This is a genomic window from Embleya sp. NPDC059213, assembly GCF_042754445.1.
Lineage (GTDB): Bacteria > Actinomycetota > Actinomycetes > Streptomycetales > Streptomycetaceae > Embleya.
Genome location: NZ_JBHZAV010000002.1, coordinates 62,670 through 78,222, shown reverse-complemented (window position 1 = coordinate 78,222; position 15,553 = coordinate 62,670). Strand labels below are relative to the sequence as shown.

Here is a 15,553-nt window from a genome sequence, read left to right as displayed (position 1 = left end):
GGACCCCGCGCGAGCGGGCCGGGAGGCGTACTCCGCCCGTCCCGGCCCGCTCACCATGTTTGGTTGTGCGTCCTACAGGTGCGCCATCAGAGCCGGGAGCAGGTCGCGCAGGGTCTGACCGTGCGCGGGCTCGCCGATCGCGGCCATCTTCCAGCCGGTGCCGTGCCGGTAGAGCTTGGCCATGATCTGGCCGGTGTAGTTGCCACCACCGGAGAGCGTGTAGCGCGCCAGCTCGGTGTTCGTGGTCTCGTCCACAATCCGGCAGAACGCGTTCTCGATCTCCTGGAAGGTCTGCCCCTGGAAGGAGCTGACCGTGAAGATGATCTGGTCCACGTGCACCGGCACGCGGGACAGATCCACGAGGATCGACTCGTCGTCGCCGTCACCGTGCCCGGTCAGGTTGTCGCCGGTGTGGCGAACGGACCCGTCCTTGCTGGTGAGCTGGCCGAAGTAGCAGACGTCGACCGGCTGGTTCTCCGCGAAGAGCACGCACGACGCGTCGAGGTCGACCTCCTTCTCCCGGCTGCCGAACAGGCCGCGGCGCTTGATGGCGTCCCAGCCCAGGCCCATCCGGACCATGGTCAGCTCGCCACCACCCGGCTTGTCGAGTGAAATCCTCTGGCCCTTGGACATGTTGACGGCCACTGGCGACGTCTCCCCTCACAGATTTGGTCACGCGGCTCGCGAACGCCGTCCCCGGGTCGGGGCGGGCCCACACGGCCGCAGAGTAGTCCTCGGGAGTCGCCGGTGTCCCGGCGAGCCCCCTCGGTGACATTCAGGATCACGAACCTACCGGTCAAGACGTACGGGCTTCGCAGGCCGTTCCCCGATGCCCGTGATCCGTCCCGGCCGCGGGTCAGGCGATGCCCGCCGCCTTCATCCCGCGCAGCTCCTTCTTCAGCTCCCCGACCTCGTCGCGCAACCGCGCGGCCAGTTCGAATTGCAGTTCGGAAGCCGCGGCGTGCATCTGCTCGGTCATCACCCGGATCATGTCCGCGAGATCGGCCGCGGGCAGATTGTCCGTCGCCGCCTTCTTGCCCAACGAGGGCACCGGCGCCTTCTGCCGACCCTTGTTGCCGGCCAGCAGATCGGCGGTGTCCGCGTCCTCGCGCGAGATCGAGTCGAGAATGTCCACGATCTTCTTGCGCAGCGGCTGCGGGTCGATGCCGCGCTCGGTGTTGTACGCGATCTGCTTGGCGCGTCGGCGGTTGGTCTCGTCGATCGCCTTGGCCATCGACGGGGTGATCTTGTCCGCGTACATGTGCACCTGGCCGGACACGTTGCGCGCCGCCCGACCGATGGTCTGGATCAACGAGGTGCCCGAGCGCAGGAAGCCCTCCTTGTCCGCGTCCAGGATGGACACGAGCGAGACCTCGGGCAGGTCCAGGCCCTCGCGCAGCAGGTTGATGCCGACCAGCACGTCGTACTCGCCCAGCCGCAGCTCGCGCAGCAGCTCGACCCGGCGCAGCGTGTCGATGTCGCTGTGCAGGTAGCGCACCCGCACCCCCTGCTCCAGGAAGTAGTCCGTGAGGTCCTCGGACATCTTCTTGGTCAGCGTGGTGACCAGGACCCGCTCGTCCTTCTCGGCCCGGGTGCGGATCTCGTGCAGCAGGTCGTCGATCTGGCCCTCGGTCGGCTTGACCACGACCTCGGGGTCGATCAGGCCGGTCGGGCGGATGATCTGCTCGACCACCGCGTCCGCCTTGGCCAGCTCGTACTTGCCGGGGGTCGCGGACAGGTACACCGTCTGCCCGACGCGCTCCAGGAACTCCTCCCACTTGAGCGGGCGGTTGTCCATCGCGGAGGGCAGCCGGAAGCCGTGCTCGACCAGGGTGCGCTTGCGCGACGCGTCACCCTCGTACATCGCGCCGATCTGCGGCACCGTCACGTGCGACTCGTCCAGCACCAGCAGGAAGTCCTCGGGGAAGTAGTCGAGGAGCGTGTTCGGCGCGGTGCCCGCCTCGCGGCCGTCCATGTGCCGCGAGTAGTTCTCGATGCCGGAGCAGGTGCCGATCTGGCGGAGCATCTCGATGTCGTACGTGGTCCGCATCCGCAGCCGCTGGGACTCCAGCACCTTGCCCTGCTTGTCCATCCGGGCGAGCGTCTCCTCCAGCTCCCGCTCGATCCCGGCGACCGCGCGCTCCATCCGCTCGGGGCCGGCCACGTAGTGCGTGGCGGGGAAGACGTAGAGCTCGTCGTCCTCGCTGACCACCTCGCCGGTGAGCGGGTGCAGCGTCATCAGCGACTCGATCTCGTCGCCGAACATCTCGATCCGCACGGCCAGCTCTTCGTAGACCGGGAAGATCTCGATCGTGTCGCCGCGCACCCGGAAGGTGCCGCGGGTGAACGCGACGTCGTTGCGGGTGTACTGGTTGCCGACGAAGCGGCGCAGCAGCGCGTCCCGCTCGATCTCCTCGCCGACCCGCAGCCGAACCATCCGGTCCACGTATTCCTGCGGGGTGCCCAGGCCGTAGATGCAGGACACGGACGCGACCACGACCACGTCCCGGCGGGTCAGCAGCGAGTTGGTGGTCGAGTGCCGCAGCCGCTCGACCTCCTCGTTGATCGAGGAGTCCTTCTCGATGTAGGTGTCCGTGGTCGGGACGTACGCCTCGGGCTGGTAGTAGTCGTAGTACGAGACGAAGTACTCGACGGCGTTGTTGGGCAGCAGCTCACGAAATTCGTTGGCGAGCTGCGCCGCGAGGGTCTTGTTGGGCGCCATGACCAGAGTCGGCCGCTGGAGCCGCTCGATCATCCACGCGGTCGTCGCCGACTTGCCGGTGCCGGTCGCGCCGAGCAACACCACGTTCTTGTCGCCCGCGTCGACCCGCTGTTCCAGAAGATCGATCGCCTGCGGCTGGTCACCGGACGGCCGATAGGGACTGACGACCTCGAAGGGCGCCACTTTGCGTTCGAGATCGGTAATGGGTCGCACGGGATACACGTTACGGGTCCGCACCGACAAGCGTCGTGAACCGAGCAACGCCTTGCCGCCGCGAGGCCCGATCACGCCGCTCCGCAGCCGCTCAGGCCCCCGTCAGCCGCTCCCACAACGCGCGCACCTGCGGCTCCAGCGCCGTCAACGGCCCGTCGTTGTCGATCACCACGTCCGCGACGGCCAACCGCTGCTCGCGCGAAGCCTGCGCGGCCATCCGGGCCCGAGCGTCGGCCTCCGGCATGCCCCGCAGCCGGACCAGCCGGTCGAGCTGCGTCTGGGGAGCGGCGTCCACCACCACCACCAGGTCGTACAGCTTCGCCAGGTCGTTCTCCGCCAACAGCGGCACGTCGTTGATCAGCACCGCGTCCTCCCCGGCGGCGGCCGTCAGCTCCGCCGCGCGCGCGCCGACCAGCGGGTGCACGATCGCGTTCAGCGCGGCCAGCCGATCCGGCGAGCCGAAGACGATCCGGCCCAGCCCCGGGCGATCCAGCGAGCCGTCCGGCAGCAACACCGATTCGCCGAACTCGGCCACCACCGCGGCCAGCCCCGGCGTGCCCGGTGCCACCACCTCGCGCGCGATCCGGTCCGAGTCGATCACCACCGCGCCCAGTTCGGCGAGCCGGCGCGCCACCTCGCTCTTGCCGGCTCCGATGCCGCCGGTGAGCCCGACGTTGCCCCTGCTGCCCATGTGGCGCCCCTCGTACGTCTTTCGGGTGGACCAAGACCGGGCCACGGTAGGCCAGGCGACCCCAGGGTAGAAGGGCGCCGGCCCGCAATACGCGCGAGCCCGCCCCGAGGACGGGACGGGCTCGCGGGCACAGGCCGCGGGTCAGATGTTCAGCTTGCGGAAGATCGGCCGCGGCACGTGCCGCAGCGCGGACATCACGAAGCGGAACTGGCCCGGCACCCAGACCACGGACGACTTGCGGCGCAGGCCCTTGACGATCGCCTCGGCGACCGCCTCGGGCGTGGTGGCCAGCGGCGCGTCCGGCAGACCCTCGGTCATCTTGGTCCTGACGAAGCCCGGCCGCACCACCATCACGTGCACGCCGGTGCCGTGCAGCTTGTCGCCCAGGCCCTGGGCGAACGCGTCCAGGCCGGCCTTGGTCGAGCCGTAGATGAAGTTCGACTTGCGGGCCCGCTCGCCGGCCACGGAGGAGATGACCGCGAGCGCGCCGTGGCCCTGCCGGGACAGCGCGTTGGCCGCCGCCAGCCCGGCCGAGACGCCGCCCACGTAGTTGACCTGCGCGACGCGCGCGGCGGCGGCCGGGGACTTCGCGTCCGCCTCCTGGTCGCCCAGCACACCGAAGGCGAGCAGCACGACGTCGATGTCGCCGGCGGCGAAGACCTCGTCGATGGTCTTCTCGTGGTCGTCGGTCTCGGCCGCGTCGAAGCCGACCACCTCGACGCTCGCGCCGAGGCCGCGCAGTTCCTCGGCGGCCGTGTCCAGCGCGGCGGAGGGGCGACCGGCGAGCACGACCCGCCGGACCCGCTCGGCGACCATCGCGCGAGCCGTGGTCAGCGCGATCTCGGAGGTGCCGCCGAGAACGAGCAGGGACTGCGGTGCGCCCAGGGCGTCTTTCACGGTGTGTCCTTCACAAAACGTGGTTCACGAGACGACGGAAGAAGGGGTGGGTCAGATCCCGAGTCGGCGGGCCTGGTCGGAGACGAAGATCCCGTCCGGGTCGACCTTGGCCCGCACCTCGCGAAAGCGCTCCAGCCGCGGGTACATCCGGGCCAGGTCGGCCGGGTCCATCCGCGAGTCCTTGGCGAGGTAGAACCGGCCCTCGTTGGTCAGCACGATCTCGTCGAGCTGCTTGAGCAGCCGCGCCAGCCCGGGCGTGTTGGTCGGGAAGTCGAGCGTCAGCGTCCACCCCGGCTTGGGGAAGGACAGGAAGCCCTCGTTGCCGGGACCGAACCGCTTGAGCACCGTGAGCGAGGAGGGCGCGCCGTGCGCGCTGATCGTCTCGACCGCCTTGACCAGGCCGTCCTCGCGCCCGAACGGCACCACGAACTGGTACTGGAGGAAGCCGGTCCGCCCGTAGACCCGGTTCCATTCCTGGACCAGGTCCAGCGGGTGGAAGAACCCGGTGATCGACTGCAGTTGGCCGACCTTGTGCTTGGGCGCCTTGCGGTACCACAGCTCGTTGAACATGCCCATGGTGAGCTTGTTCGGCAGCCGCCCCGGGACCAGGTCCGGGACGGTCAGCAGCGAGCCGGTGCGAAAACGCAGCGGGTCCCGGCGCTTCTTCGCGGGCAGGTCGTCGAGCGCGGCGAACTCGCCGCAGGTGAGCACGCAGCGGCCCAGGTTGGCGCCCTTGGCCAGGCAGTCCAGCCAGGCGACGGTGTACGTGTACTTCTCGTCCGTCTCGGCCATCAGCGCCATGGCCTCGTCGAGGTTCTTCGTGCGGTCGGTGTCCACCGACGCGAGCGAGGTCTCGATGGGCGTCATCCGGATGGTCGCGGACAGGATCAGGCCGGTCAGGCCCATGCCGCCGGCGGTGGCCCAGAACAACTCCGGGTCGCCCTCGGGGGTGATCGTGCGCTCGGTGCCGTCGGCCATCAACATGTCGATGGACAGGACGTGGTTGCAGAAGCTGCCGTCCGCGTGGTGGTTCTTGCCGTGTACGTCGGCACCGATCGCGCCGCCCACGGTGACCTGCCGGGTGCCCGGGGTGACCGGCACGAAGAAGCCGAACGGGACGAACAGTTCGATCAGCCGGTCCAGGCTCACCCCGGCCTCGCAGGTGACCAGGCCGCGTTCGAGGTCCACCGCGAGGATCCGGTCCAGGCCGGTCATGTCCAGCACGGTGCCGCCGGCGTTCTGCGCGGGATCGCCGTACGAGCGGCCCAGGCCGCGGGCGATCACCCCGCGCGAGGTGCGTTGCCCCAACGCGGTCGCGACCTGGTCGCGGTCGGTGGGGCGCACGACGTCGGCGAAGGTGGGGGTGGTGCGTCCCCAACCGTTCAGGCTGACCCGCCGCGCGGTTGGTCGTACGTCGGCCGACGGGCCGTCAGACATGGAAAACCCCCAGAACAAAGGTGAGAAGCCAGGCGAAGCCAAGGCCGACGAGGACCTTGTCCTTGAGAAGAACGTCCTCGGGGGACCCGGCGGTTCCGGCGTCCACGTAGACGGCGTAGCGCAGGAACGCGAAACCGAACGGAACCAGCGACAACTGGTGCCAGGCGAGCGTCGAATCGCCCTCGGGAATCTGGAACGCCCACAGCGAGTAGGTGAGCAGCGTCACCGAGACCGCCATCTGCCACACGAAACGCAGGTAGGTGATCGAGTAGTTGGCCAGCGAGGCACGCGTCTTGGCGGCCTCCTCGCCCATCAGGACCATCTCCGAGTAGCGCTTGCCGGCCACCATGAACAGCGAACCGAAGCCCGCGGTCAGCAGGAACCAACGCGACAGCGGCAGTTCGGAGGCGGTACCGCCGGCCATCGCCCGGAACAGGAAGCCGGAGGCGACCATGGCCAGGTCGAGCACCACGACGTGCTTGAAGGAGAAGCAGTACGCGACGTTGAGCACCACGTACAGCGCCAGCACCAGCGCGGTCCCGGGGTTGCACAGCAACACCCCGAGCACGACGGCGGTGATGCCCAGGATCGGCCCCAGCACCCACGCGAGCTTGACCGGCACCGCGCCCGAGGCGATCGGGCGGTTGCGCTTGGTCGGGTGCTCGCGGTCGGCCTCGACGTCGAACGCGTCGTTGATGTAGTAGATCGCCGAGGCGGCCAGGCAGAACAGTACGAACATGATCGCGCTGTGCCCGAGGACGTAGCCCTCGTCCAGCCGTCCGGCCGCCAGCGGCGCGGCGAACACGAGCACGTTCTTGACCCACTGCTTGGGCCGGGCCAACTTCAGCAGACCGCCCGCGAGACCCCCGTGCGCCGGGCGCGCAGGCGCCTCGACGGGGGTGGTGCCGGCCGCGGTCGCAACCAGGGCCTCACTCGACTCGAGCGGAGATTCGACTTCGGATGTACTCAAGACCTCAGAACCCCTTCGGACGCTGTGCCCGACGAGCCCAGGCGCGGCCCAGGCCGCCGGCCGCGAGACCCATGGTCGCGCCGGCGGCCACGTCGGACGGATAGTGGACGCCCACGACGAGCCGCGAGAAACACGTCGCAGCGGCGGCCGTACCCGTGACGGCGGTGGGCAGGAGGCCGTGGAACGCCACGGCGGCGGCGGCGGAGGACACCGAGTGCGAGGACGGGAAGCTGTGCCGACCGGCGGTCCGCACCGTCGGCTCCAGGCCCGGTATGGCCGGCCGCGGTCGGCGCACCACACGCTTGACCACCATGCTGGCCACGTGTGCGCCGGCGACGGTGGCGGTGGCGCGCAGCCACTCCGGCCGACGGCCGCGGTCCACGGCCGCGCCGACCAGTCCGGCGGCGAGCCAGACCCCGGCGTGCTCCCCGGCGAAGGACAGCGCCTTGCTCGTGCGCTGGACGACCGGATGTCCGGTACGCCCGCGCACGCCGCGGTACAGGGCGACGTCGGAAGCGCCGACCGTCTTGACTACCTGCCCGGTGGCGAACGCTCCACCAAAGGCCATCGAGATCCTCATTCCTACCGCACGTCGAATGGGCGCCCTGCCCCGAAGTCCGGGGGCCTACGTGCTCCGGCGGTCGTCCCGACCGCCACACGGGCCACTTCCATACAAGCCCGGCGCATGGCACCAGTGAGTCAGGGTACGCGAACCGAGCACGGGCTCTTCGCCGAGCCGGCCCGGCGACCACCGGGTCGGGCCCGCGCCGGCCACGCCCCCGCGATACCTCGTCGTTCCTGGTCAGACGCTGTCAAACGGGTGACGGCGCCGGTGCGAGGCGGCGACGTTTCGTGACGGAACTGTGGCAGACCCGCAGCCTGCGCGATGCCGGGCCGATGCACAAGCGCGTCCTGGGACGGGAGTTCGCCCTTTCGGCGGGGTCGGGTCAGCGCAGCGGCACGGGCGAGAAGCCGCCCGTCACCAGGCGCGCCGGAGCGCCGCTTCCGTCGGCCGGGACGGACCACACATCGGTGGCCGCGCCCGCCCCGGTCGGCAGTGCGTAGCCCACCGTGCGCTCGTCCAGCCAGATCGCCTGGTCGTCCACACCCCGGGTCTCCGCGAGCGGTGTCTCGCGCATGCTCGCCAGGTCGAGCACGTACAGTCGCCACGGATTGCGGGTGCTCTGCGAGACCTTCTTCTTGAACACCAGGCGGGTGCCGTCCGGGGACAACGACGGGCACTCGACGTTCTCCCGCAGCACCGTCATGGTGCGGGCCCGCAGGTCGCCGCGCACCAGGTAGGTGCGGCCGGAGGTGTTGGTGGACAGCGTGGCGTAGAACGTGTTGTCGTCCGCGGTGAAGGTGACGCCCCAGAAGTTGCGGTCCGGCGACCTGAGTTCCTTGCCGTCCCGAGTGGTGGTGAAGTCCTCCAGGTTGGCGACCAGTTCGCCGGTGCGCGTGTCCAGGATCGAGGTGCGGGTCGAGAAGGTCGTCGAGGCGTAGGAGTCCCCGTAGACGAACACCGTCCACGAGGCCATCCGGCCCGACGCCGACACGCGCGCCCGGTTGGGCGTGCCCGCGAGTTCGACCCGGCGCACCTGGCGCAGGTCGGCGTCCAGCACCAGCGCCACGCCGGTGCGGGTGAGGCCGCCCTCGGTGGCCAGGCACACCGCGGTGCCGCCGGCCGCGTAGACCCGGTCGCACGAGCGCTCGCCCACCGTGCGCGGCCCGCCCGGATCGGCCGCCGCGACGGTCGCCAGATGCCCGTACCCCGGGCCCGACTCGGTGCTGCGAAACAGCAGTCGCGGCGCCCCGGCCAGGGTCAGCGGCGGCCCGCCCGGCGCGGTTCCCGAACCGCCGTGCAGCCGCTCGTCCTCACGCTTGACCGCGTACACCGTGTACCCGATCGCGATCCCCGCGAGCAGGATCAGCACCAGGACGAAGATCAGGATCCGGCCCCTGGTCAGTGCCGGTTTCACCGGTGCGTCAACGGACATCGCGCACCCTTCCCCGCACGCGCCCGCCGCCCGCGAGGGCGAGCGCCGAGCCGAGCAGGGCCACCGCGAGCGCGAGGGCCAGCACCCGGATCGCGCCGGCCGGCCCCCAGGCCGTCCACAGCGCGCCGAAGATCATCGAGGACGCGAACCGGCCCACGGCCTGCCCGGTCTGCACCACCGCGAGCCCGCCCGCCCGGCCCGTCGCCGGCAACCGCGCGCCCACCGCCGCCGCGAGCACCCCGTCGGTGGCCGCGTAGAACACCCCGTGCAGCGCGAGCACCGCGATCAGCAACGCGACCCCGTCGAGCGGACCCCCGAGCAGCAGATACGCCGCGAGCAACACGCCGTGCCCGGCCAGGAACACCCGCCGCCGGCCCACCCGGTCGGCGAGGCGGCCCAGCGGAAGCGCGAGCACCAGGTAGACCCCGGCGGTGCCCAGCGGAAGCAGCGGGAACCAGTGCGGCTGGATCGACAGCCGGTGCTGGAGCAGCAGATAGACGAACGCGTCGCTGACGGTGACCAGGCCGAGCACGGTCGCCACCACACACAGCCGGCGATAGGACCGATCCCGCAACAGCCCCAGCCCGTCGCGCCACCCGGGCCGATGCTCGACCGGGTCGCGGTGGTCGCGCACGAACAGCACCAGCATCGCGACACCGATCAGCCCCACGCAGAAGCTCACCACGAACACCGCGTCGTAGGCGGTGCCCACCGCGGCCAGGATGGCGAACGCCACCAGCGGGCCGGTGAACGCCCCGACGGTGTCCAGCGCCCGATGCACGCCGAACGCGCGCCCCTGCGCCTGCGGACCGCTGGACAGCGAGATGAGCGCGTCCCGGGGCGCGGTCCGCAGCCCCTTGCCCGCCCGGTCGGCCGCCAGCACCGCGCCGATGCCCGGCACCGAGGCACCCACCAGCGGCAGTCCGAGCTTGGCCACCGCCGACATCCCGTAGCCGACCGCGGCGACCTGTTTGCGCGCGGCGAACCGGTCGGCGAGGTGCCCGCCGACCAGCCGCAGGAAGACCGTGACCCCGGAGTACAGGCCGTCCAGGAAGCCGAACTGGAGCATGGTCAGGCCGAGTCCGGTGACCAGGTAGACCGGCATCACCGCGGTGACCATCTCGGAGGAGACGTCGGTGACCAGGCTGACCAGGCCGAGCGCGATCACATTGCCGGTGACCACCGCGCCGACCCCGGACCCGGGCGGCCCGATCGCCGCCTCGGTCGCCGCTTCCGGACGTCCGGACGAGACGTACACCCCCGCACACCCCCCAGGCTGCCGTGTGACGGTCCCGACCCTAGCCGCGTTCGCGCCTCGGCACCGGGAAAGCACGAAGGCCCCACCTCCCCGAAGGGAAGTGGGGCCTTCGCCCGCGTCGGTATCGCTACCTACGAATCACGTCGAACACCGTGTTCGGCAGAGTCGACCGAGGTCAGCTCTGGCCGCCCGCCAGCTTCTCGCGGAGCGCGGCGAGCGCCTCGTCGGAGGCCAGGGCGCCACCGGTGGTGTCGGCCTCGACCTCGTCGTCACCGCCCGAGGAGTACGCGCCCGCGGCTTCGCCGGCCACGGCCTCGGCCTCGGCCTCGCGGGCCTTGACGACCTGCTGCTGGTGCGACTCGAAGCGCGTCTGGGCGTCGGCGTACTGCTTCTCCCACTCCTCGCGCTGCTTGTCGAAGCCCTCGAGCCAGTCGTTGGTCTCCGGGTCGAAGCCCTCGGGGTAGATGTAGTTGCCCGAGTCGTCGTACGTCGCGGCCATGCCGTAGAGGGTCGGGTCGAACTCGGCCGTGGCCGGGTCCGCGCCGAACGCCTCGTTGGCCTGCTTCAGCGAGAGGCTGATGCGGCGACGCTCGAGGTCGATGTCGATGACCTTGACGAAGATCTCGTCGCCGACCTGGACGACCTGCTCCGGGATCTCCACGTGGCGCTCGGCCAGCTCGGAGATGTGCACCAGACCCTCGATGCCCTCGTCCACGCGGACGAACGCGCCGAACGGAACGAGCTTGGTGACCTTGCCGGGAACGACCTGGCCGATCTGGTGCGTCCGGGCGAACTGCTGCCACGGGTCTTCCTGGGTCGCCTTCAGCGACAGGGAGACACGCTCGCGGTCCATGTCGACGTCGAGGACCTCGACGGTGACTTCCTGGCCGACCTCGACAACCTCGGACGGGTGGTCGATGTGCTTCCAGGACAGCTCGGAGACGTGCACGAGACCGTCGACGCCGCCGAGGTCCACGAACGCACCGAAGTTGACGATCGAGGACACGACGCCCGTGCGGACCTGACCCTTCTGCAGGGTCGTGAGGAAGGTCTGACGCACCTCGGACTGGGTCTGCTCGAGCCAGGCACGGCGGGACAGGACCACGTTGTTGCGGTTCTTGTCCAGCTCGATGATCTTGGCTTCGAGCTCCTTGCCCACGTACGGCTGGAGATCACGCACGCGACGCATCTCGACCAGCGAGGCCGGGAGGAAGCCGCGGAGGCCGATGTCCAGGATGAGGCCACCCTTGACGACCTCGATGACGGTACCGGTGACGATGCCGTCTTCTTCCTTGATCTTCTCGATGGTGCCCCAAGCGCGCTCGTACTGAGCCCGCTTCTTCGAGAGGATCAGGCGGCCTTCCTTGTCCTCCTTCTGGAGAACCAGGGCCTCGATGTGGTCACCGACAGTGACGACCTCGTGGGGGTCCACGTCGTGCTTGATGGAAAGCTCGCGGGACGGGATGACGCCTTCGGTCTTGTAACCGATGTCGAGCAGGACCTCGTCCCGGTCGACCTTGACGATCACGCCATCCACGATGTCGCCGTCGTTGAAGTACTTGATCGTCTCATCGATCGCTGCGAGGAAGTCTTCCTCGGAGCCGATGTCGTTGACCGCCACCTGCGGGGTGGTGCTGGGCGTGGCCTCGGTGCTGCTCGTCATGTGGGTAAGGGCTCCGGGTACGGACAGAAGTCGTTTTCAAACACGCTTGTGGACCCGGTTTCGCCCCCGACGCCCGCGTCCATGCAAGAGGATGGCGTGGGATCGACAAAGGTGAGCGCGACCTGCTCCGTCTGAGTTCACGCAGGCCCGCGGCGCAACTTGCAGCATACGGGGCCGACCGGGTGCGGTCAACGCGCACGGGATGCATGGGGTCAACCGGGACGCCCCGAAGGGAGTACCCTACGCGCGTCCGTGCCCGCCCGCAGCGACTGGAGCCCTGTGAACCGCCCCACTTCCCCCGACCCGCACGCGTCCCTCGCGGCGCGCTACGTCGATCCGGACGAGCTCGACGACGGCGACGACGCGGTGCGGCGCAAGGTGGGGCTCGTGGAGAGTGTGCGGGCCGGCCGCCAGTGGTGGGACGCCAACGCCGACGAGTATCAGGTCGAGCACGGCGATTTCCTCGGCGACGCGCGATTCACCTGGTGCCCGGAGGGGCTCGACGAGGACCGCGTCAAGCTGCTGGGCCCGGTCGAGGGGCGCGTCGTGCTGGAGGTCGGCGCGGGCGCGGCGCAGTGTTCGCGCCGGTTGCTCGCGCGTGGCGCCCACCCGGTCGCGCTGGACCTGTCGTTGCGCCAACTCCAGCATTCGCGCCGCCTGGACGTCGAGCACGGCACCCGGGTGCCGGTGGTGCAGGCCGACGCGGCGCGGCTGCCGTTCGCCGACGCGAGCTTCGACCTGGCCTTTTCCGCGTACGGCGCGTTGCCGTTCAGTCCGGACGGCGCAGGCATCATGCGCGAGGTGTTCCGGGTGTTGCGGCCGGGCGGGCGCTGGGTCTTCTCGATCACCCACCCGGTGCGCTGGGCCTTCCCCGACGAACCCGGGTCGGAGGGGCTGACGGCGGTCACCTCGTACTTCGACACCACGCCGTACGTGGAGCAGGACCACACCGGTCGGGCGACCTACGTCGAACAACACCGCACGCTGGGCGACCGGGTGCGCGAGGTGGTGGGCGCGGGGTTCCGGCTCGTCGATCTGGTCGAGCCGGAGTGGCCGGAGGAACTGGAGTCGGTGTGGGGAGGCTGGAGCCCGCTGCGCGGGCGGCTGTTGCCGGGGACGGCGATCTTCGTGTGCGAGAAGCACTGATCCTCAGCGGCCGACCTCACCACCCACCGGCGCGGGCTCGGCCCCGTCGGTGGTCGGCCGGCCGGCGGGAGTGGGGGTCGGGCGGTTCCGGCGGTCGGCAACGAATTGCAGGGCCACCGCGATCAGGAAGAGCAGGACGCCCGTGACCAGGAGGGCGAGCGGGATCGTGTCGTGGACGGCGCGCAGGGTCGCGCTGCGGTCCTTGGCGTCGGCGATGAGCTTTTGCGACCACGCGGGGCGGGGGACGAAGGTGCCCTCGAAGACCTTGGTGACCACCGGCTTGGCGTTGGGGTCGTCGGCCGGCGGGGAGCTGCGCAGTTCCTCCTTGCGGGTCTCCTCCAGGTAGACCGGGATGCCGGTGACCGGCTCGACCCACATCCTGCGGAGCACCGTGTACCAGAGCTGGAGGCCGTCCTTCTCCAGGGCGGCCGGGTCCAGGCCGCCGGGAAGCTGCCGGGGCATCGGGATCTTCATCCACGGCACCTCCTGCTCGAAGCGGTAGGTCTGCAACCCGCTGCGCTTCTCGGTGCCCTTGTACACGATCACGTTCGCGCTGTGCGCCTGCGAGTCGTAGTAGTTGTAGTCGCGCTTGCCGGTGAAGAACGGCCACTTGTAGGCGAGTCCGGTGTGCGCGGCGGGGGCGCCGTCGACCGATTCGCCGCAGCAGTTCCTGGGGATCTGGCCGGCCGCCTCGAACGCGTAGCGCTCGGGGAGTTGGGTGACCACCTTGCCGCTGCTGTCCAGGACCGCCAGGTTCAGGTCCCACACGACGGTGCCGTCCTTGGCCGCCTTGGCGTCCGGTCGGATCGTCTGGATCGCGGTGACCTTGGCCTTGCCCGCGCCGCTGCCCTCGGGGGCGCCCAGGAGGGTGGCGTTGTTCGCGTCCAGCACCACGACCCGGTAGGCGTCCTCGCCGGCCAGCGCCTTGGCGACCAGCTTCGGGAAGACGAACTCGCGCAACAGCGGCGCCATGGCGACACAAAAGACCGCGGCGGCCAGCAGGATCAGGCCGGACTTACGACGCATCTGGGTGGAGTGCTCTCTCGACGAGGGGCCGGGTACCGATCCGCCGGGCGGGCCTAGGGCCGGCCGGGCGGCGCGGTGACCTGGAGGGGCTGGTGCACCGGGGCGGGGTCGCCGATGGCACACGCGTTCAGCACGAATGCGGCACCGACGGCCAGGAGTGCCCCGACCACGACCGCTGCGAAGGAACGCATGTGGCGGTCCCACCTTCCTGCTGCTGCCTCGACCGTCGTCGCGACGGTCGACGATGGGGCACGGTAGCAAGAAACGAGAACAGGTTCCCGTTTTTTGCGGAGTGGATTACGACTACCCGACGATGACGACTACCCGATCGGGGCCGATGCCTCGGTCGAGCCCTCCGGGGCGGACGTGCGGCTCGACGCCGACGCGGACACCGAGCCCGACGCGCTCGCCGTACGACTGGTCGTGGGGCTGCTCGCCGGTTTGCTCGTCGCCGGCTTGGACGTGGTCTGTTTGGGCGTCGACGTCTGCCTGGACGTCGGCTGCCGGGCGTCCGGGACCGAGCGCGCGCCGGTCGCGTAGTACGTCATCCAGGACATCACGTTGCGCACGTACGCATCGGAATGGTTGTACGACAGGATCGCCGCGTTCAGCCCGGCACCGGTGGACAGATCCCGGTTGCCCGCGCACAGGTAGCGCCCCGCGGTCAGCGTCGCGTCGAAGATGTTCTGCGGGTTGATCTGGCCGTCCCGGTTGCCGTCCATGCCCCAGCCCTTCCAGGTGGAGGGGATGAACTGCATCGGACCCACCGCGCGGTCGAACTCGGTGTCGAAGTCGTAGCGACCACCGTCGGTGTCGGGAATCCGGGCCCACGGGCCGCCGTCCAGCCGCGGGCCCAGGATCGGGGTGACCGCCGTGCCGTCCACGGTCACGTTGCCGCCGTACGCGTGCTCCGACTCGACCCGACCGATGCCCGCGAGCAACGTCCACGGCAACTTGCAGCTCGGGTCCATCCGGGCCAGGTTCGAGGCCGCCTGCTGATAGGCCAACAACACCGTCTGCGGAATGCCACCGGTGCCGGTCGCGGTGGTGCCCCGAGTGCCCGCCGACGTGGTCGGCGTCGCCGACGCGGAGGCCGGCGCGGACGTGGTCGGCGCACCCGGCAACGCGGCCGGCAACACCGGCGGCGGCAACTCGAAGTGGCTGGGTCCGCCGCCGTTCGCCGAAGTGCCGTCGGCCGGCGCCGGATCGGACAATCGCGGCAAATCCGACGTAGGCACTCGATGCGCGGTGACCATGGTGAACGGCGACTGCACCGCCGCACCACACGCCAACACCACCAGGATCGCCGCCGCGCTGCCCAGCCACGGATTCAACACCCGTCTGCGCTTGCCCGGTTCGTCCGCCCCGCCGGATATCGGCGGCGCCTCGGGCTCCGGCCTCGGCGCGGGAGCGGCGGCGGATATCGACTCCGCCACCGCATCGACCGCGACCTCGTCCGGCGTGCCCGGCTTCTGCGGATCGGGCCTCGACTCGGCCTCTTCCACGAAGCTCCCCCCTCTGTACGCAAGTTCG

Annotated in this window: 14 protein-coding genes; 1 reads left to right on the top strand and 13 read right to left on the bottom strand. The window is 70.2% G+C overall.

Translation table 11 applies throughout. The annotated features are described in order from the left end of the window. Window positions 1-72: 72 nt before the first annotated feature. The 10 genes from ACFXMF_RS01175 to rpsA all read right to left on the bottom strand — a co-directional run bounded on the left by ACFXMF_RS01175 (window position 73) and on the right by rpsA (window position 11,848). Window positions 73-645, bottom strand: a complete 573-nt coding sequence (locus ACFXMF_RS01175; protein WP_020553592.1) for a TerD family protein — start codon at window positions 643-645, stop codon at window positions 73-75. 211 nt (window positions 646-856) lie between these two features. Next, window positions 857-2,935 carry an excinuclease ABC subunit UvrB gene (gene uvrB, locus ACFXMF_RS01170; RefSeq protein ID WP_360305195.1) on the bottom strand — a complete coding sequence of 693 codons (2,079 nt, stop codon included), beginning with the start codon at window positions 2,933-2,935 and terminating at the stop codon, window positions 857-859. Between the two features lie 91 nt (window positions 2,936-3,026). Beyond that, on the bottom strand, window positions 3,027-3,626 hold the full coding sequence (gene coaE, locus ACFXMF_RS01165; protein ID WP_360305193.1) for a dephospho-CoA kinase: 600 nt from the start codon (window positions 3,624-3,626) through the stop codon (window positions 3,027-3,029). Window positions 3,627-3,767: 141 nt separating this feature from the next. After that, window positions 3,768-4,523 carry a decaprenylphospho-beta-D-erythro-pentofuranosid-2-ulose 2-reductase gene (locus ACFXMF_RS01160; RefSeq protein WP_360305191.1) on the bottom strand — a complete coding sequence of 252 codons (756 nt, stop codon included), beginning with the start codon at window positions 4,521-4,523 and terminating at the stop codon, window positions 3,768-3,770. Window positions 4,524-4,574: 51 nt separating this feature from the next. Beyond that, entirely contained in the window at window positions 4,575-5,960 is a 1,386-nt protein-coding gene (locus tag ACFXMF_RS01155) for an FAD-binding oxidoreductase (RefSeq protein ID WP_360305189.1), read from the bottom strand. After that, the gene (locus tag ACFXMF_RS01150) at window positions 5,953-6,930 is read right to left on the bottom strand and encodes a decaprenyl-phosphate phosphoribosyltransferase (RefSeq protein WP_360305187.1); all 978 of its coding nucleotides are present in this window, start codon (window positions 6,928-6,930) and stop codon (window positions 5,953-5,955) included. The genes ACFXMF_RS01155 and ACFXMF_RS01150 overlap by 8 nt, the downstream gene beginning before the upstream one ends. A 4-nt stretch (window positions 6,931-6,934) precedes the next feature. Then, window positions 6,935-7,498 (bottom strand): phosphatase PAP2 family protein, encoded by a 564-nt coding sequence (locus ACFXMF_RS01145; RefSeq protein WP_360305185.1) that lies wholly within the window; start codon window positions 7,496-7,498, stop codon window positions 6,935-6,937. Between the two features lie 379 nt (window positions 7,499-7,877). Continuing rightward, entirely contained in the window at window positions 7,878-8,927 is a 1,050-nt protein-coding gene (locus ACFXMF_RS01140) for a TolB family protein (protein WP_379991166.1), read from the bottom strand. Continuing rightward, window positions 8,917-10,185 (bottom strand): MFS transporter, encoded by a 1,269-nt coding sequence (locus ACFXMF_RS01135; RefSeq protein ID WP_360305182.1) that lies wholly within the window; start codon window positions 10,183-10,185, stop codon window positions 8,917-8,919. The genes ACFXMF_RS01140 and ACFXMF_RS01135 overlap by 11 nt, the downstream gene beginning before the upstream one ends. 175 nt (window positions 10,186-10,360) lie before the next feature. Continuing rightward, on the bottom strand, window positions 10,361-11,848 hold the full coding sequence (gene rpsA / locus ACFXMF_RS01130; protein ID WP_360305180.1) for a 30S ribosomal protein S1: 1,488 nt from the start codon (window positions 11,846-11,848) through the stop codon (window positions 10,361-10,363). Between the two features lie 279 nt (window positions 11,849-12,127). Between rpsA and ACFXMF_RS01125 the strand changes: the two genes are divergently transcribed. Next, entirely contained in the window at window positions 12,128-12,994 is an 867-nt protein-coding gene (locus tag ACFXMF_RS01125; protein WP_379991165.1) for a class I SAM-dependent methyltransferase, read from the top strand. A gap of 3 nt (window positions 12,995-12,997) precedes the next feature. Here the strand turns inward: ACFXMF_RS01125 and ACFXMF_RS01120 are convergent, their stop codons facing one another. The 3 genes from ACFXMF_RS01120 to ACFXMF_RS01110 form a co-directional block, all read right to left on the bottom strand. Beyond that, on the bottom strand, window positions 12,998-14,020 hold the full coding sequence (locus ACFXMF_RS01120) for a DUF3068 domain-containing protein (RefSeq protein WP_360305178.1): 1,023 nt from the start codon (window positions 14,018-14,020) through the stop codon (window positions 12,998-13,000). Window positions 14,021-14,073: 53 nt separating this feature from the next. Continuing rightward, entirely contained in the window at window positions 14,074-14,211 is a 138-nt protein-coding gene (locus tag ACFXMF_RS01115; protein ID WP_360305176.1) for a hypothetical protein, read from the bottom strand. Window positions 14,212-14,340: 129 nt separating this feature from the next. After that, the gene (locus ACFXMF_RS01110; RefSeq protein ID WP_379991164.1) at window positions 14,341-15,525 is read right to left on the bottom strand and encodes a lytic transglycosylase domain-containing protein; all 1,185 of its coding nucleotides are present in this window, start codon (window positions 15,523-15,525) and stop codon (window positions 14,341-14,343) included. Between the last annotated feature and the right edge of the window lie 28 nt (window positions 15,526-15,553).